The organism is Nonomuraea sp. NPDC001636, from assembly GCF_040298265.1.
In the GTDB taxonomy this organism is placed as follows: domain Bacteria; phylum Actinomycetota; class Actinomycetes; order Streptosporangiales; family Streptosporangiaceae; genus Nonomuraea.
The window spans coordinates 1-21,349 of the sequence record NZ_JBEOZT010000041.1 but is presented as its reverse complement, the minus strand read 5'-3'; the positions used below and the strand labels follow the sequence as shown (position 1 = coordinate 21,349).

Below are 21,349 nucleotides of genomic sequence, written 5' to 3'. Positions count from 1 at the left end.
ACAATCAGACTTCGTGCCCGCACCACTCATGCGCCTGCTCCGTCACCTCTCCCCCGACCTGAGCCCGCTGCGCGACTCCCGCGACTACCGCCTGCTGTTCGGCGCCGGCGTCGTCACCATGTTCGGCACGATGATCACCATGGTGGCGCTGCCGTACCAGATGAAGGAGCTGACCGGTTCCTACGTCGCGGTCGGGATGATGAGCCTGGCGGAGTTCGTGCCGATGGTGGTGTGCGGGCTGTGGGGCGGCGCGATCGCCGACGCGCTCGACCGCCGCCGGATCATCGTGCTGAGCGAGCTGGGCCTGCTGGTCACCACCGCCGCCCTCGTGGTCAACGCGATGCTCCCCCACCCGCAGGTCTGGGTTCTGTACGTGATGGGCGCCCTGTCCACCGGCATCGCCTGCCTGCAGCGTCCGAGCCTGGAGGCGGTGATGCAGCAGGTGGTCCGGCACGACCAGCAGGCCGCGGCGGCGGTGCTGAACAGCCTGCGCTGGAACGTCGGCGCGATCGTCGCCCCGGCGCTGGGCGGCCTGCTGCTGGTGCACCTCGGCACGCACGTCGCCTACGCCATCGACACGGCGACCTTCGTGCTCTCCCTGGCGCTGCTGTGGCGCATCAGGTCGCTGCCGCCCGTCGAGGACGCCGCGCCCGCCTCCCTCAGATCTCTGGTCGAGGGCGTGCGGTACGCCACCGGCCGCGGCGACCTCATGGGCACGTACCTGGTGGACATCGCGGCCATGGTGTTCGCCATGTCCAACGCGCTGTTCCCGTTCCTGGCCGACGAGCTGCGCTCGCCCGAGTCGCTCGGCCTGCTGTACTCCGCCGCCGCCGTGGGCGCCCTGGCCGCCTCGGTGACCGGCCGCTGGACGGCCCGCGTCCAGCGGCAGGGCCTCGGCGTGATCGTCGCGGCGGCGCTGTGGGGCGTGGCGATGACGCTGACCGCGCTGGCTCCCAGCGTGTGGCTGGTCTTCCTGTGCATCGCGCTGGCCGGCGCGGCCGACATGATCAGCGGCATCTTCCGTACGACGATGTGGAACCAGACCATCCCGCAGGAGCTGCGCGGGCGGCTGGCGGGCATCGAGCTGCTGTCGTACGCCAGCGGCCCGATGCTGGGCAACGCCCGCGCGAGCCTGATGGCCAACATCGGCGGCACCCGGTTCTCGCTGGGCGCGGGCGGCCTGCTGTGCGTGGGCGCCGTCCTGGGCCTGGCCGCCGCCCTGCCGAAATTCCGCCGCTACGACGCCAGAACCGACGAACACGCGATCGCCGAACACGCCCGCCGCATCCAGCAGTCCTCCGACCAGCCCACCCCGGCCTGACCAACCCACCCTGGGCCTGACCGGCTCCACCGGCCGGGGCGACCCTACTCCGGCTCCCGCCAGCCGTCGTACCGCTCCACCAGCTCATCCACCTGACCGAGGGCCTGCTCGTGGAGCCCCTCCACGACGACGAGCCACTGGGCGTCCTCGGCGTCGTCCTCACCGGCGAGCGTCTCCCGCACCACCCGCGGCACCCCGAGCCCCGGGAACCACTCCCCCAGCGTCTCGGCGACCTCCTCGGCATCCTCACGCTCGCCGAACACCAGCAACTGCCTCATGCCCCACATTCTCCCGCCACTTGCACACGTGTACGTTCGTTCACCCAGCGTGAGCGGAGTGCATTGATTAGCGTTGGACGATGGCTGCCGAAGCGATCCTCCCCGACTGGGCCTTTCCCCCGCCGCAGGGCTACGTCGCCGAAGACCTCGATCACATTCCGGATCTTCCTTCGCACACAGAGCTGATCGACGGAAGCCTGGTCTTCGTGGGACCCCGGCCACGCTTCCACCACGACACGGTCTTCGGTCTGCACCGAGCGCTCGCCGAGGCCGCCCCCGACCACCTCCAGGTCTGCCAGGGGATGGCCGTGAAGCTGGCGCCCGAACAGCGGCCCGAGCCCAACCTGATTGTCCTTGGGCCGCAAGCGCCTGCCGACGAAGCGCTGACCTGCTACCAGGCCAAGGATGTCGTCCTGGTCGTCGAGGTGGTCTCGCCCGTCTCCGTAGTGCGCGACAGGAAGCGCAAGCCCACCCTCTACGCCGAGGCGGGCATCCACCACTTCTGGCGCGTCGAGAGGGCCGGCGCGCTGCCGGTGGTCTACGTCTACGAGCTCAACCCCGCCACCGGCGCCTACGTCTGCACCGGCATCCACCACGACCGGCTCAAGCTGACCGTCCCGTTCGACGTCGACATCGACCTCACCACGTTGAACACATGACAAAGGGGCCGGTACGGCGATCCGTACCGGCCCCCTCGTGTTGCCTCAGGCGCTGCGGAGCTGGGCGCCCACGCGGTCGGCCGCCATCGCCACCGCCGCGTCCCTGGCCGCCGTCGTCTCCTCGACCGTCAACGTACGGCCCGCCGCCCGGAACCGCATCGTGTAGGCGAGCGACTTGTTCCCCTCGCCCACCTGCTCACCCGCGTAGACGTCGAACAGCCGCACCGACTCCAGCAGCTCGCCGGCCCCGTCGCGCAACGCCGCCTCCACGTCGGCCACCGGCGTGAAGTCGGGCACGATCAGCGCCACGTCCTGCGTCGCCACCGGGTACGGGGACACCGACGGCGCCTGCACCGGCCCCGGCATGGCCGACTCCAGCCGCGACAGCTCCAGCTCCATGGCGGCGGTGCGCGGCGGCAGCCCGTACGCCTCGATGACCCGCGGGTGCAGCTCACCGGCGTGCCCCACCAGCGTGTCGCCCACATAGAGGGCGGCGCACCGGCCCGGGTGCCACGGCTCGTGCTGGTCGGCGCTGATGGACAGCTCGACCCGCGACTCGGCGGCGATGAGCCGGGCGGCCTGCACGGCGTCGGCCCAGGAGGCCGGCCGGCCGGAGCCCCACCAGCCGGACCGCTCGAACTCCCCGGCCAGCACGACCGCGACCCGCAGCGGCTGGTCGGGCAGCGCCGCCTCGATCGAGGCCAGCTCCTCCTCGGTGGGACGGCGCGAGACGCCGAGCACCGGAGCGGCGGCGGGGGCGTTCTCCCGGGGCCGGTAGACCGCGCCCGTCTCGAACAGCGCCACGTCGCCGAAGCCGCGCCCGACGTTGCGGACCAGCGTCTTGAGCAGGCCGGGCAGCAGCGTCGTGCGCATCAGCGGCTCGTCCTCCGACAGCGGGTTGGCCAGGCGCATGGCCCGGCGCCGCGCGTCGTCGGCGGGCAGCTGCAGCCGGTCGAAGTCGTCGGCCCCGATGAACGGGTAGCTGAGCACCTCGACGTAGCCGCCCTCGGCCAGCGCCCGGCCGACCCGCCGGCGCAGCCGCTGCCCCTCGGTCAGCCCGGCGCCCGCCGGGGCGCTGGGCAGCACCGACGGCAGCCGGTCGTAGCCTTCGAGCCGGATGACCTCTTCGGCCAGGTCGTTGGGGTCGGTGAGGTCGGGCCGCCACGACGGCGGGGTGACCGTGATCATGTCGGGGCCGGTGACGGCCAGCCTGGCGGCCAGCTCGCCGCCGGTCACGACGCCGGTCGGGTCGACGCCGCCCTGGCGCACGGCCGGGTCGTCGCCGTCGGTCACGAGGCAGCCCACCTGCTCCAGGCGGCCGACGACGACCTCCTTGGAGTACGGGACGCCCGCCACCGCCGACGGATGACCGGCCGGGATCGCGATGCGCGCCGGCGTGACGTCGACCTCGGCGTGCGTCACGCCGGGCTGCACGGTAGCGCCGCCCAGCTCGGCCAGCATGCGCACCGCCCGCCACGAGGCGACCAGCGGCAGCTCGCGGTCGACGCCGCGCTCGAACCGCTTGGACGCCTCCGAGACCAGCCCGTGCCGGCGCGACTCGCGCGAGATGCCGGTGGCCGAGAAGTGGGCGGCCTCGATGACGATGTCGGTCGAGCCGTCGGAGATCTCGGTCTCCAGGCCGCCCATCGTGCCCGCCATGGAGATCGGGCCCGACTGGTCGGTGATGAGGATGTCGTCGGGGTCGAGCTCGCGCACGACGTGGTCGAGCGTTTCCAGCCGCTCGCCCTCCCGGGCCCGCCGGACGACGATCTCGCCGGTCAGCTTCGACCGGTCGAAGGCGTGCAGCGGCTGGCCCAGCTCCAGCATCAGGTAGTTGGTGATGTCGACGGCCAGCGACACCGGGCGCATGCCGGACCGGCTCAGCCGCACCCGCATCCACAGCGGGCTCTGGGCGGCCGGGTCGAAGCCGCGCACCTCGCGCAGCACGAACCGGTCGCAGGCCGTCGGGTCGCCGATGGAGGCCGGCCAGGACGGCTCGGTCTCGGCGGGCACCTCGACGTCGGCCGGGTCGCGGAAGGCCACGCCGAACGCGGTGGCCACCTCGCGGGCCACGCCGCGGACGGACAGCGCGTAGCCGATGTCGGGCGTGATCTCCAGCTCGATCACGTCGTCGCGCAGGCCGAGCAGCTCGACCACGTCGGTGCCGATGGGCGTGCCGGCGGGCAGCACCATGATGCCGTTGTGGTCGTCGCCGAGGCCCAGCTCGCGCTCGGAGCAGATCATGCCCTCGGACATGCGCCCGTACGTCTTGCGCGCGCCCACCTCGAACCCGCCCGGCAGCACGCCGCCAGGCAGCACGACGGGGACGCGGTCGCCGGCGACGAAGTTCGTGGCGCCGCAGACGATCTCGCGCGGCGTCGCCTCGCCCACCTCGACCTTGCAGTGCCTGATCGGCTTCTTGAAGCCGGTGAGCTCCTCGATCTCCAGCACCTCGCCGACGACGACGTTCTTGACGTCGTGGCCGTAGGAGGTGATGGATTCCAGCTTGAGCCCGGCCATGGTGAGCCTGTCGGCCACCTCGTGCGCGGTGGCCGCCGGTAGATCGACGTACTCCCGCAGCCAGGAGAGCGGGACCTTCATCAGATCTCCATTCCGAACGGGAGCGTGAAGCGCACGTCCCCCTCGATCATGTCTCGCATGTCTTCGGCGTTGTGGCGGAACATCAGCGTGCGCTCGATCCCCATGCCGAACGCGAACCCGGAGTAGCGCGAGGGGTCGACGCCGCAGGCGATGAGCACCCGCGGGTTGACCATGCCGCAGCCGCCCCACTCGATCCAGCCCTCGGACTTGCAGGTGCGGCACGGCGGGTTGCCGGGGATCGCCGAGGCGCCGCGGCAGACGAAGCACTTCAGGTCCATCTCGGCGGACGGCTCGGTGAAGGGGAAGTAGTTCGGCCGGAACCGGGTGGTGATGCCCTCGCCGAACATGACCTCGGCGAACCTGTCGAGCGTGCCCTTGAGGTGGGCCATGGTCAGGCCCTCGTCGACGGCCAGCCCCTCGGTCTGGTGGAAGACCGGGGTGTGGGTGGCGTCGAGCTCGTCGGTGCGGAACGTCTTGCCCGGCGAGATGACGTAGACCGGCAGCTCGCGCTGGAGCAGCGCGCGGATCTGCACCGGCGAGGTCTGGGTGCGCAGCACCATGCCCGACTCGGTGGAGTCCACGAAGAACGTGTCGTGCTCGGAGCGGGCGGGGTGGTCGGTGGCGATGTTGAGCGCGTCGAAGTTGAACCACTCGCCTTCGAGCTCGGGGCCCTCGGCGACCTCGTAGCCCATGGCGACGAACGCGTCGGCGACGCGCTCCTGCAGCGTGGTCAGCGGGTGACGGGCACCGCGCGGCCGCCGGTCCCAGGGCAGGGTGACGTCGACGGTCTCCTCGACGAGCACCCGGGCGTCGCGCTCGGCCTCCAGCTCGGCCTGGCGGGCGGCCAGCGCCTCGTTGATCGCTCTGCGGGCGCCGCCGACGCGCTTGCCGGCCTCGGCGCGGGCGGCCGGCGGCAGGGCGCCGATCTCGCGGTTGGCCAGGGCGATGGGCGAGCGGTCGCCCGCGTGCGCCAGCCTGGCCTGCTTGAGTGCGTCGAGGCTGTCGGCCGCCTTGATCGCCGTGAGGGCGTCGGCCTCCATGCGGGACAGCTCGTCGGCATGCAACGGCGTCACCTCGACGGGGTCGTAGTCAGACAAGAGTGAGCTCCGTATCCAGGGCTTGAGCGGAAATGAGTCTAGTGGGGCCCGCCCACCGGACCGACTTCGACGGGGGTCGAGCCGCTCGGGGCTTCAGACCGTGGCGAAGTCGGGTGTGCCGGTGGGCACGGTAAATCGGAACTCCGCGCCGCCCTCGGGCGCACGCTGCACGGTGATCGTGCCACCGTGCGCCTCGACCAGGCCCTTCACGATGAACAGGCCGAGCCCGGTGCCGCCGCGCCTGCGGCTGTTGCCGCCCCGCCAGAACTGCCGGAAGACGCGCGGAGCCAGCTCGGGCTCGATGCCCTCGCCCTCGTCGCGCACCGACACGGCCACTCCCCATCCGACGGACTCGATCTCGATCGTCACGGTGCCACGCCCGTGGCGCACCGCGTTCTCCACCAGATTACCCAGAATCTGGTCGATCTTGTCCTGGTCGAGCCACATCTCCGGCAAACGGTCGCCGACGATCAGGCGGTAGCGGTCTTCGGAGTCGCCCGCCGCGACCCGGCCGGCGACCAGCCGGCGCGCCCTGGCCGGCACGTCGACGACCTGACGGCGCACCTCCAGCCGCCCGGACTCGATGCGCGAGACGTCGAGCAGCTCGGTGATGAGCCGGGTGACGCGGTCGGCGTCGTTGTTGACGGTCTCCAGCATGACGCGCTTCTGCTCGTCGGTGAAGCGCGTCCACTTGGCCAGCAGGGTGGCGGTGAAGCCCTTGACGCTGGTCAGCGGCGAGCGCAGCTCGTGGGCCACGGTGGAGACCAGGTCGGCGCGGCTGCGCTCCAGCCGGGCGCGGGCGCCGCCGTCGCGCAGGGTGATCGTGACCCGCTCGACCTCGCCGCCGCGCTCGGGCTCGCGCACCAGCCGGGCCGCGACGTAGAGCTCCTGGCCGCCCGGCAGGTGCAGCGGCCGCTCGGGGACCCTGGTCCTGGTACGCAGCCCGCCCTCGGGGTCGAGCGCCTTCCACCACTCGCGCCCGTCGTGGTCGCGGAAGGGGAAGACCTCGTTCATCTCCCGGCCCACGGCGCGCTCCATGGCGACCCGGGTGAGCCGGGCGGCGGCCCGGTTGACGGCCAGCACGCACCCATATCGGTCGGTCACGATAAGACCGTCGGGGAGGTCGTCGATGGAGATCGTGCACGCGGCGGCCACGACTCGCCCGTCGGTTTCTGCGCCGTGCACGACCTCGCCTCCTCCGCCTACAACGCCGACAATAGCGGGTTTCCGGCCGCCTAGGGCACTCGCTGAGCCCTGGCGGAGGAGTAAAGGCACACCGCCGCGGCGGTGGCCAGGTTGAGACTTTCAGCCTGTCCGTAGATGGGCACTCTGACCACATCGTCCGCCTCGGCGCGTATCTCCTCCGGCAGTCCCCAGGCCTCGTTCCCGAAGATCCACGCAGTCGGTCCGGAAAGATCCACGTCGTCGAGCGTGTGCTTGCCCGCGCCGTCGGCCGCCAGCACGCGCATGCCCCGCTCCCTCAGTTGACGCACGGCGGCGGCGACCGGTGCACCGATGACGACCGGCAGATGAAACAGGCTGCCCGCGCTGGCGCGTACACACTTGCCGTTGTAGGGGTCGACGGAGGCGTCGGTGAAGATCACCGCGTCCGCCCCGGCGGCGTCGGCCGCCCGCATGACGGTGCCGGCGTTGCCCGGGTCGCGTACGTGCGCCAGCATCGCGACCAGCTTCGGCTCCCCGGCCAGCGCCTCCTCCAGCGGCACGTGCACGAGCCGGCACACCGCCAGCAGCCCCTGCGGGGTCACCGTCTGGGACAGCTCCGACATGACCTCGCCGCTGGCCCGGTGGACGGGCACCCCCTGCAGCGTGGCCTGGGTGACGAGCTCGGCGTGCCGCAGCTCGGCCTCGGCCGTGGTGAACAGCTCCAGCGTCACCCCGTCGAGCTTGAGCGCCTCGCGCACCGCCTGCGGCCCTTCGGCCAGGAACCTGCGGTCCTGCTCCCTGAAGGCGCGCTTGGTGAGCCTGCGTGCGGCCTTCACCCTCGGCGACTTCACGTTGGTCAGCTCGGACCCGGCCATGCTCTCCCCCTGATCGTGCGTGGATACAGCAAAAGGGCCCACCGTGACGGTGGGCCCTCTGTGTCTGAAGGCGACCTCAGCTCGCGGCGGCCGGAGCGTTCACGTTCGCCGGGAGCGCCTTCTTGGCGGCCTCGACGAGCGTGGCGAAGGTCGCGCTGTCGTTGACCGCGAGGTCAGCGAGGATCTTGCGGTCGACCTCGATGTTGGCCAGACGCAGGCCCTGGATCAGGCGGTTGTAGGTGATGCCGTTGGCGCGGGCAGCGGCGTTGATCCGCTGGATCCACAGACGGCGGAACGCACCCTTACGGTCCTTGCGGTCCCGGTAGGCGTACGTCATCGAGTGGAGCATCTGCTCCTTGGCCTTGCGGTACAGCCGCGACCGCTGGCCACGGTAACCGCTCGCCCGGTCGAGGACGACCTTGCGCTTCTTCTTGGCGTTGAGCGCCCGCTTCACGCGTGCCATGTTTCTTCTCCCCGGGGGTTCGCGCTACTTGGCGAGCAGCTTCTTGATCTTCTTGGTGTCTGCCGGCGAAACGACGACTTCACCCTTGAGACGACGCGTCAGCGTGGACGACTTCCACTCGTTGTAGTGCGCGCGGCTGGCGCGGCGGCGCTTGAGCTTGCCGGTGCCGGTGAGCCGGAACCGCTTCTTCGCACCGCTGTGCGTCTTCATCTTCGGCATGTCGCCGTCTCTCCTCAATTCGGTCGTGCCGGTGGCCGGGCCGGTGCTGGCCGGCCCGGTCGCGGCTTGTTCGTCTGCCGGTGGCTGCCGGGGCGCGTGCTGCAAGGCTGACCCCAGCCGCAGGTCACGCTTCCTGTACGGAAGGTTCCGCTTCCTGCACGGAAGACTCCTCTTCCGACGCGGAAGGCTCCTCGCCACGCTGCGCCTTGGCGGCAGCCTTTTCGGCCTTCGCCTCGGCCTTCTTCTTGTGCGGACCGATCACCATGATCATGTTACGGCCGTCCTGCTTGGGCTGGGACTCCACGAACCCGAGCTCCTGGACGTCCTCCGCCAGCCGCTGCAGCAGCCGGAAGCCGAGCTCCGGCCGGGACTGCTCACGTCCACGGAACATGATCGTGACTTTGACCTTGTCCCCCGCCTTGAGGAACCGCACCACGTGACCCTTCTTGGTCTCGTAGTCGTGCGGGTCGATCTTCGGCCGGAGCTTGATCTCCTTGATGATCGTGTGCGCCTGATTCTTGCGCGCCTCGCGCGCCTTCATCGCGGACTCGTACTTGAACTTGCCGTAGTCCATGAGCTTGCACACGGGCGGTCGAGCCGTGGCCGCGACCTCGACGAGGTCGAGGTCGGCCTCCTGGGCGAGCTTCAGCGCGTCGTGAATGCTGACGATGCCGACCTGCTCGCCGTTCGGGCCCACGAGGCGAACCTCGGGAACTCGGATACGCTCGTTGATGCGGGGCTCAGTGCTGATGGGGCCTCCTAGGTTTGCGATCCCTACGTGCTCGTCGTGGCGGGGGCCTTCCGCGCCGAAGACGCGAAAAGCCCCGCACGTCGCGCATGCGGGGCCACTGAGCTCTGTGGCTTCGTGGCCTCGAGCTCCCCGGAGAGTCCGGCGTGATCCTGGACCCGGCCACCTTTCGGCGACTCGGGTGGGAGGGAGACCTCCGCTTGCGCGTCCAGCAAGGCATGCCGGACCGATCAGAGAGCTACATTACCACAACCACGCAGGCGCCTCGAATCATCCCGCCCGGCGCGGGTAATCGCCGGGAAGATCACTGCGGACGGGCCGCGGCCCGCCGGGCGATCTCGGCCTCGCCCGCCGCGCGCATGGCCTCGACCGGCACGTCCGGGCGGCCGGTCATCAGCTCCACCTGGCGCGCCGCCTGGTGCAGGAGCATCGCGAAGCCGCCGACCACCGTGCCGCCCGCGTCGCGGACGGCCGTGGCCGCCCTGGTGGGCCAGGGGGCGTAGACCACGTCGAACAGCGCCGGCACGCGGGCCAGCCGCCCGGCGAAGGCGTCGGCGGCCCCCGCGGGCAGCGTGGAGACCACCAGGTCCACCCCGGTGTACGCGTCGAGCTTGTCGAACGTCTCCACCGCCAGCGCCACGCCCAGCCGTTCGGCCACCTCGGCGGTCTCCCCCGCCCTGGCCGGGTCGCGGACCAGCAGCGTGGCCGCGAACAGCCCCAGGTTGCGCAGGGCCGCCAGCGCCGAGGCGGCCGTGGCGCCGCCGCCCAGCACGGTCGCCGACCGCGGCGCGGGCACCCCCGCCTCGGCCAGCGCCTGCTCGATGCCGTGAACGTCGGTGTTGTGCCCGTGGCGCAGGCCGTCGGCGAAGACCACGGTGTTGGCCCCGCCCACCTCGACGGCCAGGTCGGAGACGGTGTCGAGGAGCGGCAGCACGGCACGCTTGAGCGGCATCGTCAGCGACAGCCCCGCCCAGACGCGCTCACCGCCCGGCTCACCGTCGCGCTCACCGCCCGGCTCACCGTCGTGCTGCCCGCGCACGGGGGTCAGCCCGGCGAGCAGGCCGGGCAGCCGCGCCTCGTCGCACTCGATCGCCTCGTAGCTCCACCCGTCGAGCCCCATCGCCGCGTAGGCGGCCCTGTGCAGGTGGGGCGAGAGCGAATGCCCGATCGGCGAGCCCATGACCGCAGCCCGCATCGACACTCCTTCCGGAAACACGGTCCCTACTCCTACCACGCCGCGGGGGCCGCCGGTCGGCGGGCGGCTCCCGCGGCGGAGGTCAGCCGCCGTTCCGCTTGTACTCGGCCAGCAGCGCCTGGCGTTCGGCCTCGGTGGTGGCGAACTTGGTGACGCGGCTGTTGGGGTCGGTGGCGACGAAGTAGAGCCAGTCGCCCTTGGCCGGGTTGAGCGCCGCCTCGATGGCGTGCTGGCCCGGGTTCGAGATCGGGCCCGGCGGCAGGCCGAGGTACATGTACGTGTTGTACCGGCTCTTGGTCTTCGTCTCGGCGATGGTGGCGGCGGTGCGGTACTTGTTGAGCGCGTACATGACCGTGCTGTCCATCTCCAGCTTCATCTCCGGGTCGCGGTCGAGCCGGTTGTAGATGACGCGGGCGATCTTGGGCATGTCCTCGAACCGGCCGGCCTCGGCCTGGATGATGCTGGCGATGACCACGATGTCCTGGGGCTTGCGGCCCAGGGCCTTGGCGCCGCCTTCGAGGTCGACCTCGTCGGCCGTCTGGTTGAACCGCTTGACCATCGCGCCCAGGATCTGGGCCGGGGTGGCGTTGGGCGGGAACTCGTAGGTGGCCGGGAAGGCGTAGCCCTCCAGCTTGCCCTTGGCGTACGACGGCAGGTCGAGGTCGGCGGTGTCCTTGGCCGCGGCCGCGAAGCCCTTGGCCGGCTTGCCCGTCGCCTTGGCCAGCGTGGTCAGCGTGTCGGACAGCCGCAGGCCCTCCTTGACGCCCACCTTGGCCAGCAGCTTGTTCTCGGGGCTCAGCATCGCCACCGCGCCGGCCGCCGACATCTTCTTGCGCATCTTGTACTGGCCGGGCTGCAGCGACCCGCTCTTGCCGGCGTTGCCGATGGCGGTGCTGAACGCCCTGGCGCTGGCCACGACGCCGAGGCGCACCAGCTCCTCGGCCACCTCCGACGCGCTCTGGCCGTCCTTGATCTCGACGATCACCTCGCCGGTGCCCTGGCCGGTGTAGTCGTCGGGCACGAGGGCGTCGCTGACCCACAGGTAGCCGTAGTAGCCGCCGCCGCCGATGATGCCCGCCAGCACGACGAAGGCCAGCAACGGCGCGATGAAGCCGCCCCGGTTACGACGTCTGCGCCGCCGGCGGTTGCCGCCGCGCTTGCCGGAGCCGCGGGCACGGCGCCGGGACCGGCCCTCGTCGTCCTCGGTGCCGAGCAGGGAGTTCAGGTCGAGATCGCTCATAGATGCGCTGGCCAATCTCCCGGTACGGCCCGTTCGGCGTCAAGCGGTTGTGCCGAACCGGCGGAGCTCACCGGGCGAAACGGGGGGATCCGCCGGGCATGCTCCCACGACCAGCGGAGATCACTCTGGGTAGCCATGCTAGGGGATGGGAAGAGGGCGCATGACCCGGTATGGGGCTTTTGCGCGGGCACAGGGGGGGTCCCGCCGAACATCAGTCCGTCCCGAGGTTCTTGTTCAACTCTTCCCGGTATCTCACGAACTCGCTCTCTTTGTTGGTGAATTTGGTGATTCTATGCGCCGGATCCGTCGTCACAAACCAGTGCCAATCACCCGCGGCCGGGTTCAGGGCCGCCAGCAGCGCCTTCTCCCCCGGATTGGCGATGGGCCCCGGCGGCAGCCCGCGGCGGTGGTAGGTGTTGTAGGGCGAGTTCACCTTGGTGTCGCTCTCCGTGACCTTCAGTGACCGGCGGTTCTGCGCGTACAGGACCGTGGTGTCGAGCTCCAGCGGCGTGTTGCTCTTGAGTCTGTTGTAGATCACTCTGGCGATCTTGGGGTAATCGGCGTCGGTGCCGCCCTCCGCCTGCACGAGACTGGCGACCGTGAGCGCCTCCAGCGGGGTCAGGCCGAGCCGCCGGGCCCCCTCCGCCAGGTGGATCTGCCGGGCGGCCACGCCCCACCGCTCCACCATGGCGGCCAGCACGTCCACCGCCTTGTCGCCGGGCTCGACGTCGTACGTGGCGGGGAACAGGAAACCCTCGATCCCGGGCGCGTACGAGGGCAGCCCGAGCAGGCTCTTGTCCACGCTCTGCAGCTCCTTCAGCGGCAGCGCGGCCAGCTGGGCGACGCGCTGCAGCACCTCGCCCGCGCGCAGCCCCTCCGGTACCGCCACCCGCCTGACCAGCCGGGAGGCGGGCGCGAGCAGCAGGTCGAGCGCCGCGCCCGCGGCCATGCCCTTGCGCAGCCGGTAGTGGCCGGGACGCAGCCGGTTGGCCACGGCCCGCTCCTGGGCCGCGTTCACGAACGAACGCGAGCTGGCCACCACGCCGGCGTCGGCCAGCGCCGTGCCGATCTCCTCGGCGTTCGCCCCGGGCGGGATGCGGACGGTGACCGTCCCGCTGCCCATGCCCTCGAAGTCCTCGGGGCTCAGGTACGGCCTGACCACCGTGAGCACGCCCGCGCCCGCCGCGACCAGGGCGGCGACCAGCGCGGCGGAGACCAGCCCCGCCTTGCCCAGGGCCCGGCCACGACGCGACGACCGACCGCCCCCGGCAGCCTTCTCAGCCACCGCGTGCGGGCCACTACCGGCAGACTCCTCACCTGCCGACTGCGACATGCTCCCGGCCGACCCCTCGCCCACCGGGTGCGGCGTGCTCCCGGCAGACCCCTCGTCCACCGGGTGCGGGCCACTGCCGGCAGAGTTCTCGCCCACCAGGTGCGACATGCTCGCGGCAGACCCCTCGCCCACTGGGTGCGGCATGCTCCTGGCAGGATCCCCATCCGCCGGCCGTGGGCCGCTCCCGGCAGGGTTCTCGCCCGCCGGTCGCGGGCTGTCTCCAGGGTGCTTCTCGGCCGCCGGGGGCGTCTCCTGGTCGGAGTCCGCCCGCAGGAACGGGATGACCTCGCCGTCGTCGTCGGGGGTGGTGTTCACGCGGCCACCTCGCCGGTCGGACGCCCGGCGGGCGGCATCGGGGCCTGCGCAGAGACCATGCCCTCACAACAAGCCTCGTGACGGGCCTCGGGGTGCCGCCCGGTCATGAGGCAGGTCCGTCGGCCGCCGCGGGGGGCGGTTCGACGGGCCTGCCTGGTGGTCTGTCGGTGGCGCGTTCGGAGTCGAGGGCGTCCTGGAGCAGCACGACGGCCGCCGCCTGGTCGACGACCCCGCGCTGCTTCTTGGCGCGTACGCCGCTGGCCCGCAGTCCGTGCTGGGCCGCGACCGTGGTGAGCCGCTCGTCGAACAGCCGCACGGGCGTGGGCGCCAGCCGGCCGGCCAGCTCGGCGGCGAACGCGCGGGCCAGCCCGGCCGCCTGCCCCTCACGCCCGGACAGCGACGTGGGCAACCCCACGATCACCTCGATCGCCTCGTGCTCGGCGACGATCTCGGCGAGGCGGTCGAGGTCGCCCTTGCCGCGGCGGACGGTCTCGACCGGCGTGGCCAGCGTCCCGCTGGGATCGCTGCGCGCCACGCCGATGCGAACGGAACCGACGTCGACGCCGATCCGCGAACCGAACCTCATGTCATCCGATCTGCTCGCCGATGGCCTGTTCGACCAGGCCGAGCGCGTCGCCGATCGCCTCGGGCCGCGTACCGCCGCCCTGCGCGACATCGTCCTTGCCGCCACCGCCACCCCCAAGAGCCTTGGCGGCGACGCCGACCAGCCTTCCGGCCTTGAGCCCCCGCTCGCGCCCCGCCTCGTTGACCGCGGCGACCACCACGGGCCGGTCGGAGGGGACGCCGGCGATCACCACGACCGCCGGCCGGTCGGCCGGGAATCTGCCACGCACATCAAGCGCGAGCTTACGCAGGTCGTCGGCGCCGGTGCCATCAGGCGCGCGGTGTGTCACCACGGAGACTCCGTGCAGGTCACGGGCCTGGGACGCCAGTTCGCCGGCCACCTGGAGCACCTGCGCCGAGCGCACCTTCTCCAGCTCCTTCTCGGCGGTGCGCAGGCGGGTGACGATGCCCTCGATGCGCTCGGGCAGCTCCTCGCGGCGCGCCTTGAGCTGCTCGGACAGCTGGGCCACCAGCACGCTCTCGCGGGCCAGGAAGCGGAAGGCGTCGATGCCGACCAGCGCCTCGACCCGGCGCACGCCCGCGCCCACCGACTGCTCGCCCAGCACCTTGACCAGGCCGAGCTGCCCGGAGCTGTGGACGTGGGTGCCGCCGCACAGCTCGCGCGAGTAGTCGCCGATCTCGACCACGCGGACCTCGTCGCCGTACTTCTCGCCGAACATCGCCAGCGCGCCCATCGCCCTGGCCTCGGCCTGGGAGGTGTAGAACGCGTTGACCTTGAGGTCGTTGATCAGCACCGCGTTGACCTCGTCCTCGACGTCGCGCAGCACGCTGGCCGGGACGGCGCCCGCAGCGGTGAAGTCGAAGCGGAAGCGCCCCGGGGAGTTCTCCGAGCCCGCCTGCGCGGCCGTCTCGCCCAGCGCGTTCTTGAAGCCGCGGTGGACCAGGTGGGTGGCGCTGTGGCTGCGCGAGATGGCCCGGCGGCGCTCGACGTCGATCTCGGCCTGCGCCTCGTCGCCCGCCTTCAGTTCACCGCTGCGGATCTTGCCGCGGTGCACGATCAGGCCCTTGAGCGGCGACTGCACGTCGAGGATCTCGACCTCGGCGCCCGCCGTGCGGATGACGCCCTGGTCGGCGAGCTGGCCGCCGCCCTCGGCGTAGAACGGGGTGCGGCCGAGCACGATCTCGACGGTCGTGCCCGCGCCGGCCGCCGGCACGCTGACGCCGTCGACCAGGATGCCGACGACGGTGGTCTCGGCCTCGGTCTCGTCGTAGCCCAGGAAGTCGATCTTGCCGGCCTTCTCCAGCAGGTGGCCGAAGACGGAGATGTCGGCGTTGCCCGTCTTCTTCGCCGCCGCGTCGGCCTTGGCGTTCTGCCGCTGCTCCTTCATGAGGCGGCGGAAGCCCTCTTCGTCGACCTTCAGCCCCTGCTCGGCCGCCATCTCCAGGGTCAGGTCGATCGGGAAGCCGTAGGTGTCGTGCAGCTTGAACGCCTGGTCCCCCGAGAGCGTCGAGCCCGACTTGCGCTTGGTCTCCTCGACGGCCACGTCGAAGATCGCGGTGCCGGTGCGGAGCGTGCCCAGGAAGGACGCCTCCTCCGCGTCGATGATCCCGTGGATCTGCGGCGCGTCGGCCTTGAGCTCGGGGTACTGCTCGCCCATCACGTTGATCGCGACGTCGGTCAGCTCGTGCATGTAGCGCTCGTCACCGGAGCCGAGCAGGCGCAGGTTGCGCACCGAGCGGCGCAGGATGCGGCGCAGCACGTAGCCGCGGCCCTCGTTGCCGGGCATGACGCCGTCGGCGACCAGCATGGTGCCGGTGCGCACGTGGTCGGCGATCACGCGCAGGCTCACGTCGGCGCGGTGGTCGCGGCCGTAGCGGGTCTTGGTGAGCTCGGCCGCCTTGTCGAGGATCTTGTAGGTGGTGTCGATCTCGTAGAGGTTGTCGACGCCCTGCAGGATCGTCGCCATGCGCTCCAGGCCCATGCCGGTGTCGATGTTCTTGGCCGGCAGCTCGCCGGAGATGTCGAAGTCGACCTTGGTGCGGACCTGGCTGAGCTGGTACTGCATGAAGACGAGGTTCCAGACCTCGAGGTAGCGGTCCTCGTCGGCGACGGGGCCGCCCTCCTTGCCGTACTCGGGGCCGCGGTCGTAGTAGATCTCCGAGCAGGGGCCGCCGGGGCCGGGCACGCCCATGTGCCAGTAGTTGTCCTCCAGGCCGCGGCGCTGGATGCGGCTCTCGGGCACGCCGACCTTGTTGCGCCAGATGTCGTAGGCCTCGTCGTCCTCGAGGTAGACGGTGGCCCACAGGCGCTCCTCGGGGAAGCCGAAGCCGCCGTCGGACTCGGACCTGGTGAGCAGCTCCCACGCGAACGGGATCACTTCGGCCTTGAAGTAGTCGCCGAAGGAGAAGTTGCCGAGCATCTGGAAGAAGGTGGCGTGCCGGGTGGTCTTGCCGACCTCTTCGATGTCGGGCGTGCGCACACACTTCTGCGCGGTGGCCAGCCGTGACGCCGGAGGCTTGCGCTGCCCCAGGAAGTACGGCTTGAACGGCACCATACCGGCAGGAACCAGGAGTAGCGTGGGGTCCTCAGCGATCAGGCTGGCCGAGGGCACGACCTTGTGCCCACGCTCCTCGAAGAAGCGCAGGAAGCGGCGGGCTATCTCTGCCGACTCCATTGTGGCCATCCTTTGCTGGTAGTCAGTTGTCGATTTCAGCGTTGTCGAGCCCGAAGCGCGCCCGCAACTGGGTTTCGCGCTCGGCGGCCTCGCCGAGCGCGTCAGAGGTAAAGTCTCTCACCCGCGCGAGCATCCCCGCCGCGCCGTCGGCGGTGCGCCGTACGACGTGGGTCGGGTGCAGCGCCTGCAGCCTGCGCATCACCCAGAAGGCGAGGAACGCGCCGAGCGAGAGGTAGAACAGCCGTCTGATCACTGGGACCGCCTCACCCGGGCGGGCCTGCGGGCCTCGATGGCGCGCCGCACGCCGTAGCCGAGCGACGACACCTTGATCAACGGGCCGGTGAAGATGGTCTGCGTCACCGCGCTGAGCTTGGCGGCGTGCGCGCTGACCTGCTTGACGTCCTGGGCGATGGCCTCGACGGCGACGAGTTGCCTGTTGGTCTCGTTGACCGTGACGCTCACGTCGTCGAGCAGCGGCACCAGGCGGTTGTTCAGGTCGGAGACCGCCTTGGTGGTCTCGGTGAGCAGCCTGGCGAGCTTGACGAGCACCATGGCGAGAACGCAGACCAGGACAATCCAGCCCGTTGCCGCGATCAGCCCGGCGACCTCTCCAGCGGTAAGCATCCGCTCATCTCCCTCGTACGCTGGGCCGGAACGGCATGAACCCTATCGCGTCCCGGCGACAAGGTTGGTGAGGAAAACGGGCCGGACCCGGCGGCGAGGCCACCTGTGGACACTTCCGTGACCGATCACATGCCGCTCCGACCAGGCGTTCCGCCGCCCGGCCCACTTCCTGTCACGCCTCCTGTCACGCCTCGGGGACGCGGGCGAAGGCGCGTACGGGAACCCGCCCGACGCCCTCCAGGAGCGGCGCCGCGGCCGTGAACAGGGCGCCGGTGGGCGGCAGCCGGTCGAGCCCGGCCAGCCGCTCCACGACCGGCACGCCCGCCGCCAGCAGCACGTCGAGAGCCGCCGACCCCCCGACGCCGTCGAGACCGTCGAGACCGTCGGCGTCGGTGCCGACCAGGGACGCGCCGCGCCCGGCCAGCCACGCGGCGGCCTCCGGGGTGAGCCGCCTCCCGCCGGGCGCGCCGGTGTGCAGCAGCACCGCCCTGCCGCGCACGTCGAAGGCGGCCAGCGCGCCCACGCCGATCTCCCGCGCCTCGGCCCCCGCCACGCGCACCACGACGGCGGGCAGTTCGGCGGTGCGGGCCAGGGGCAGGCCGGTCAGGTCGCCGCCGGGCGCCACCAGGCACGTGCCGCCGTCGGCTGGCGGGCGGGCCAGCTCGACCAGCGCTCCCCCGGCCGCCGGCGCGGCCTGCGCGGCGCGGTCGGAGGGCCCTCCCCTGGTGCCCTTGTGCGGCTCGGCGAAGATCTCGACGTTGTCCAGCTCGACGCCGTCGGTCATCAGCAGGCCGAGCGAGGCCACGAACAGCGCGGCGATCTCGTCCTCGGCGGCGTCGGGGCCGGGCAGGTCGACGCGGAAGCCGTGGACGGCGAGGTCGCCGCCGTTGGCGAAGGTGATGCGGGCGTCGAAGCTGGCGCGGTGGTCGGTCATGATGGCGCTCAATCTAGCGCGCGGGCAGGGCTCAGGAGCCGCGCAGGAAGTCGCGGATCCGGGCCCAGCGGTCGGCCACCGGGGCCTCGGCGCCGTGCCTGGTGGGCTCGTAGTAGCGGCGGTCGCGCACCTGCTCGGGCGCGTAGTCCTGGCGCACCAGGCCGTGGTCGAAGTCGTGGGGGTACTTGTAGCCGCCGCCGTGGCCGAGCTTGGCCGCGCCCGGGTAGTGGGCGTCGCGCAGGTGGCCGGGGACCTGGCCGATCAGGCCCTTGCGGACGTCGCCGACCGCCGCGCCGATGGCCTTGACGACCGCGTTGGACTTGGGCGCCGTCGCGCAGTGGATGACGGCGTGGGCCAGGTTGATCTGCCCCTCGGGCAGCCCGATGAGCTGCACGGCCTGGGCCGCCGCGACGGCCGTCTGCAGGCAGGTGGGGTCGGCCATGCCGACGTCCTCGGAGGCGAAGATGACGATGCGGCGGGCGATGAAGCGCGGGTCCTCGCCGGCCTCGATCATGCGGGCGAGGTAGTGGAGGGCCGCGTCGGCGTCGGAGCCGCGCATCGACTTGATGAACGCGCTGATCACGTCGTAGTGCTGGTCGCCCTGGCGGTCGTAGCGCACGGCCGCCTTGTCGGCGGCCTTCTCCACCACCTCGACGGTGATGTCGTCGGCCAGCAGGGCGGCGGCCTCCAGGTAGGTCAGCGACCTGCGCGCGTCGCCGCCGGCCAGGCGCACCAGATGGTCGAGGGCCTCGGGCGCGAGCCGGGCCCGCCCGCCCAGGCCGCGCGGCTCGGCCACCGCGCGCTCCAGGACCGCGCGCACGTCGTCGTCGGACAGCGACTCCAGCGTGAGCAGCAGCGAGCGCGACAACAGCGGCGAGATGACCGAGAAGTACGGGTTTTCGGTGGTGGCGCCGATGAAGGTGACCCAGCGGTTCTCCACCGCCGGCAGCAGCGCGTCCTGCTGTGCCTTGTTGAAGCGGTGGACCTCGTCGACGAACAGCACGGTCTGCCGGCCGCTCATGCCCAGCTCGCGGCGGGCGTTGTCGATGGCGGCGCGGACGTCCTTGACGCCGGCCGAGACGGCGGAGATCTCGACGAAGCGGCGCTTGGTGACGTTGGAGACGACGTAGGCCAGGGTCGTCTTGCCGGTGCCGGGCGGGCCCCACAGGAACAGCGACATGGGGGCCTCGCTCTCGACCAGCCGCCGCAGCGGGGTGCCGGAGCCCAGCAGATGCCGCTGGCCGATCACCTCGTCGAGGGTGCGCGGGCGCATCCGCACCGCGAGGGGTTGCGGGGTGGCCTCCTCAGCCGCCGAATCGAACAGGCTATCCACAACGCGAGATTACACGCCGGTCAGACCCGCCGCGGCCCACACGGCCCTGGCCCCGGAGTCGCCCGCCCGGAAGCAGAAGTAGCCCGCCACGGCGGCCAGGACGACCGTCAGCCCCGACAGCGCCAGCGTGACGGGCCTGCCGAACCGGTCGGAGGTGAGCGAGCCGCGTGCGGGGGTGGTGGCGTACACCAGGGCCAGGCAGGCGGCGGCGAGCCCGGCCGCCGACAGCAGCAGCGGGGTCGCGAAGCCTTCGTGGACGGCGACGCGCGCGCCGAGCGGGCCGTCCACGCCGGTGAAGCGGGCCCGCTTGAGGCTCTCCCCGCTCTCCTTGGCCGCCAGGACCGCCACGGGGGTGGCCACGGCCAGCAGCACCACCGCCCACGCCGTCACGGCCCGCACGCGAGGCGCCAGCGCGTACGCCCCGCCCACGAGGACGAGCAGCGGCGTCAGCACCACGGCGAGGTGCACGATCAGCGGATGGGCCGGCAGGCCGAGGATCTGGTCGAACACGGTCACTCCTTGGAGGGGCTCACCTGGACTACGTATCTGCCCGAATAATGGTCCTCTCCTCACTTGCCCCACTCTGCGGCTTCCGCCACTTACGCCCGGCACATATCGGAGGCCGGTAGCATTCGCGGAGTTGTTTGGTCATGTGTCGGCAAAGATGAAGGAGACAACCGGTGAGCGGCGACGACCGCCAGAGCGAGCTGGCCCGGGAGCACAAGGAGCGGCAGGCGAGGCGCGCGGCCGAGCAGACCGCCAAAGCCAGGCGGAACACCTTCATCGGCGCGGGCGTGGCCGTCGTCGTGGTGGCGGGCGGCATCTTCGCCGCGACCACCCTGATGGGCGACGACAAGAAGACGGCCGCGGCGGCGAGCACGCCCTCCCCCTCCGCCAGCACCAGCTCCCCCGCGCCGACGGCGCTGCCGAGCACCACGCCGCCGAAGCAGGCGGGCAAGGTGTCGTGCACCTACAAGCGGGACGACTCCGCGCCCAACAAGTTCGTCGGCCTGCCGGGCAAGCGGCCCAACCTCAAGCTCAAGACGATGACCGTGAGCACCAACCACGGCGACATCGTGATCGACGTCGACGCGAACGCGACCCCGTGCTCGGTCAACTCGATGGCGTTCCTGGCCAGGAAGGGCTTCTACAACAACACCAAGTGCCACCGGCTGGTGACGCCGGAGACGGCCGGCCTGTTCCTGCTGCAGTGCGGCGACCCGCAGGCCAAGGCCGACGGCAGGAACCCGACCGACGGGCAGGGCACGGCCGGCTACGTGTACGGCGACGAGGCCGTCGGCATGCCCTACACCAAGGGCGTGGTGTTCCTGACCCAGCCCGACGGCGCGGCGGGGCAGAACAGCAGCCAGTTCGCCATCTCGCTGTCGGACGAGAACGGCCAGCTGGAGCCGCAGTACTCGGTGCTCGGCATGGTCCGCTCGGGCCTGGAGATCATCGAGAAGGTCGCCAAGGACGGCGTCATCGTCAACGGCGACGACATCGTGGGCGACGGCGGCTCGACCGCGCCGAAGAACCCGATCATCATCAAGCGCGTCACCGTGCGGTAGCACGCGCAACACGACGGCGGGCGCCCCCCTTCGAAGGGGGGCGCCCCCCCGCGGCGGGTGAGGGCGCGGTCATGGGGGGGGCGGGGAAGCCCCCCACCGTGCGCGGGGCGGCCCGGATAGGC

The 21,349-nt window shown here is 71.5% G+C and carries 21 protein-coding genes; 3 read left to right on the top strand and 18 right to left on the bottom strand.

The window, feature by feature from the left end; translation table 11 throughout:
* Positions 1-13 precede the first annotated feature (13 nt).
* Positions 14-1,321: an MFS transporter gene (locus ABT158_RS46020; RefSeq protein ID WP_352364899.1), complete on the top strand. Its 1,308-nt coding sequence runs from the start codon at positions 14-16 to the stop codon at positions 1,319-1,321.
* Between the two features lie 44 nt (positions 1,322-1,365).
* Here the strand turns inward: ABT158_RS46020 and ABT158_RS46015 are convergent, their stop codons facing one another.
* Entirely contained in the window at positions 1,366-1,599 is a 234-nt protein-coding gene (locus ABT158_RS46015; protein WP_352364897.1) for a hypothetical protein, read from the bottom strand.
* A gap of 80 nt (positions 1,600-1,679) precedes the next feature.
* On the opposite strand from ABT158_RS46015, the gene ABT158_RS46010 reads away from it, so the two are divergent.
* Positions 1,680-2,258 carry a Uma2 family endonuclease gene (locus tag ABT158_RS46010; RefSeq protein WP_352364895.1) on the top strand — a complete coding sequence of 193 codons (579 nt, stop codon included), beginning with the start codon at positions 1,680-1,682 and terminating at the stop codon, positions 2,256-2,258.
* A gap of 45 nt (positions 2,259-2,303) precedes the next feature.
* On the opposite strand, the gene ABT158_RS46005 is transcribed toward ABT158_RS46010, so the two are convergent.
* The 17 genes from ABT158_RS46005 to ABT158_RS45925 all read right to left on the bottom strand — a co-directional run bounded on the left by ABT158_RS46005 (position 2,304) and on the right by ABT158_RS45925 (position 20,169).
* Positions 2,304-4,859, bottom strand: coding sequence for a phenylalanine--tRNA ligase subunit beta (locus tag ABT158_RS46005; protein WP_352364894.1), 2,556 nt, complete (start codon positions 4,857-4,859; stop codon positions 2,304-2,306).
* Positions 4,859-5,899: a phenylalanine--tRNA ligase subunit alpha gene (gene pheS, locus ABT158_RS46000; protein WP_352364980.1), complete on the bottom strand. Its 1,041-nt coding sequence runs from the start codon at positions 5,897-5,899 to the stop codon at positions 4,859-4,861. The genes ABT158_RS46005 and pheS overlap by 1 nt, the downstream gene beginning before the upstream one ends.
* A gap of 150 nt (positions 5,900-6,049) precedes the next feature.
* Complete coding sequence (locus tag ABT158_RS45995; RefSeq protein ID WP_352364892.1) at positions 6,050-7,141, bottom strand: sensor histidine kinase; 1,092 nt, start codon at positions 7,139-7,141, stop codon at positions 6,050-6,052.
* A 50-nt stretch (positions 7,142-7,191) separates the two neighbouring features.
* A complete protein-coding gene (locus ABT158_RS45990) occupies positions 7,192-7,995 on the bottom strand; it encodes a TrmH family RNA methyltransferase (RefSeq protein WP_352364890.1) in 804 nt (267 codons plus the stop codon).
* Positions 7,996-8,071: 76 nt separating this feature from the next.
* Positions 8,072-8,458 (bottom strand): 50S ribosomal protein L20, encoded by a 387-nt coding sequence (rplT, locus tag ABT158_RS45985; RefSeq protein WP_352364888.1) that lies wholly within the window; start codon positions 8,456-8,458, stop codon positions 8,072-8,074.
* 24 nt (positions 8,459-8,482) lie between these two features.
* Positions 8,483-8,677 carry a 50S ribosomal protein L35 gene (gene rpmI / locus ABT158_RS45980; protein WP_125635662.1) on the bottom strand — a complete coding sequence of 65 codons (195 nt, stop codon included), beginning with the start codon at positions 8,675-8,677 and terminating at the stop codon, positions 8,483-8,485.
* 124 nt (positions 8,678-8,801) lie between these two features.
* The gene (gene infC / locus ABT158_RS45975) at positions 8,802-9,374 is read right to left on the bottom strand and encodes a translation initiation factor IF-3 (RefSeq protein ID WP_502911625.1); all 573 of its coding nucleotides are present in this window, start codon (positions 9,372-9,374) and stop codon (positions 8,802-8,804) included.
* Positions 9,375-9,729: 355 nt separating this feature from the next.
* Positions 9,730-10,620, bottom strand: coding sequence for a shikimate dehydrogenase family protein (locus ABT158_RS45970; RefSeq protein ID WP_352364886.1), 891 nt, complete (start codon positions 10,618-10,620; stop codon positions 9,730-9,732).
* Between the two features lie 82 nt (positions 10,621-10,702).
* The gene (mltG, locus tag ABT158_RS45965; RefSeq protein WP_352364884.1) at positions 10,703-11,860 is read right to left on the bottom strand and encodes an endolytic transglycosylase MltG; all 1,158 of its coding nucleotides are present in this window, start codon (positions 11,858-11,860) and stop codon (positions 10,703-10,705) included.
* A gap of 211 nt (positions 11,861-12,071) precedes the next feature.
* On the bottom strand, positions 12,072-13,145 hold the full coding sequence (mltG, locus tag ABT158_RS45960; protein WP_352364882.1) for an endolytic transglycosylase MltG: 1,074 nt from the start codon (positions 13,143-13,145) through the stop codon (positions 12,072-12,074).
* Positions 13,146-13,611: 466 nt separating this feature from the next.
* Positions 13,612-14,094, bottom strand: a complete 483-nt coding sequence (gene ruvX, locus ABT158_RS45955; RefSeq protein ID WP_352327834.1) for a Holliday junction resolvase RuvX — start codon at positions 14,092-14,094, stop codon at positions 13,612-13,614.
* A gap of 1 nt (position 14,095) precedes the next feature.
* A complete protein-coding gene (gene alaS / locus ABT158_RS45950) occupies positions 14,096-16,768 on the bottom strand; it encodes an alanine--tRNA ligase (protein ID WP_352364879.1) in 2,673 nt (890 codons plus the stop codon).
* Between the two features lie 22 nt (positions 16,769-16,790).
* Positions 16,791-17,021: a hypothetical protein gene (locus tag ABT158_RS45945; RefSeq protein ID WP_352327836.1), complete on the bottom strand. Its 231-nt coding sequence runs from the start codon at positions 17,019-17,021 to the stop codon at positions 16,791-16,793.
* A complete protein-coding gene (locus ABT158_RS45940; RefSeq protein WP_352364877.1) occupies positions 17,018-17,392 on the bottom strand; it encodes a DUF948 domain-containing protein in 375 nt (124 codons plus the stop codon). The genes ABT158_RS45945 and ABT158_RS45940 overlap by 4 nt, the downstream gene beginning before the upstream one ends.
* Positions 17,393-17,576: 184 nt before the next feature.
* A complete protein-coding gene (locus tag ABT158_RS45935) occupies positions 17,577-18,326 on the bottom strand; it encodes a cyclase family protein (protein WP_352364875.1) in 750 nt (249 codons plus the stop codon).
* Between the two features lie 31 nt (positions 18,327-18,357).
* Entirely contained in the window at positions 18,358-19,599 is a 1,242-nt protein-coding gene (locus ABT158_RS45930) for a replication-associated recombination protein A (protein WP_502911626.1), read from the bottom strand.
* 69 nt (positions 19,600-19,668) lie between these two features.
* On the bottom strand, positions 19,669-20,169 hold the full coding sequence (locus ABT158_RS45925; RefSeq protein ID WP_352364871.1) for a hypothetical protein: 501 nt from the start codon (positions 20,167-20,169) through the stop codon (positions 19,669-19,671).
* A gap of 170 nt (positions 20,170-20,339) precedes the next feature.
* Between ABT158_RS45925 and ABT158_RS45920 the strand changes: the two genes are divergently transcribed.
* Positions 20,340-21,227: a peptidylprolyl isomerase gene (locus ABT158_RS45920; RefSeq protein WP_352364869.1), complete on the top strand. Its 888-nt coding sequence runs from the start codon at positions 20,340-20,342 to the stop codon at positions 21,225-21,227.
* Positions 21,228-21,349 lie beyond the last annotated feature (122 nt).

Excerpts from the sequence above, each read along its gene's own strand:
- alaS (WP_352364879.1), bottom strand. The coding sequence starts at position 16,768 with ATGGAGTCGGCAGAGATAGCCCGCCGCTTCCTGCGCTTCTTCGAGGAG.
- ABT158_RS46010 (WP_352364895.1), top strand. The coding sequence starts at position 1,680 with ATGGCTGCCGAAGCGATCCTCCCCGACTGGGCCTTTCCCCCGCCGCAG.
- ABT158_RS45990 (WP_352364890.1), bottom strand. The coding sequence starts at position 7,995 with ATGGCCGGGTCCGAGCTGACCAACGTGAAGTCGCCGAGGGTGAAGGCC.
- rpmI (WP_125635662.1), bottom strand. The coding sequence starts at position 8,677 with ATGCCGAAGATGAAGACGCACAGCGGTGCGAAGAAGCGGTTCCGGCTC.
- ABT158_RS45930 (WP_502911626.1), bottom strand. The coding sequence starts at position 19,599 with ATGCGCCCGCGCACCCTCGACGAGGTGATCGGCCAGCGGCATCTGCTG.
- ABT158_RS46015 (WP_352364897.1), bottom strand. The coding sequence starts at position 1,599 with ATGAGGCAGTTGCTGGTGTTCGGCGAGCGTGAGGATGCCGAGGAGGTC.
- mltG (WP_352364884.1), bottom strand. The coding sequence starts at position 11,860 with ATGAGCGATCTCGACCTGAACTCCCTGCTCGGCACCGAGGACGACGAG.
- ABT158_RS45940 (WP_352364877.1), bottom strand. The coding sequence starts at position 17,392 with ATGCTTACCGCTGGAGAGGTCGCCGGGCTGATCGCGGCAACGGGCTGG.
- pheS (WP_352364980.1), bottom strand. The coding sequence starts at position 5,899 with ATGGAGGCCGACGCCCTCACGGCGATCAAGGCGGCCGACAGCCTCGAC.
- rplT (WP_352364888.1), bottom strand. The coding sequence starts at position 8,458 with ATGGCACGCGTGAAGCGGGCGCTCAACGCCAAGAAGAAGCGCAAGGTC.
- ruvX (WP_352327834.1), bottom strand. The coding sequence starts at position 14,094 with ATGAGGTTCGGTTCGCGGATCGGCGTCGACGTCGGTTCCGTTCGCATC.
- ABT158_RS45970 (WP_352364886.1), bottom strand. The coding sequence starts at position 10,620 with ATGCGGGCTGCGGTCATGGGCTCGCCGATCGGGCATTCGCTCTCGCCC.
- ABT158_RS46005 (WP_352364894.1), bottom strand. The coding sequence starts at position 4,859 with ATGAAGGTCCCGCTCTCCTGGCTGCGGGAGTACGTCGATCTACCGGCG.
- ABT158_RS45935 (WP_352364875.1), bottom strand. The coding sequence starts at position 18,326 with ATGACCGACCACCGCGCCAGCTTCGACGCCCGCATCACCTTCGCCAAC.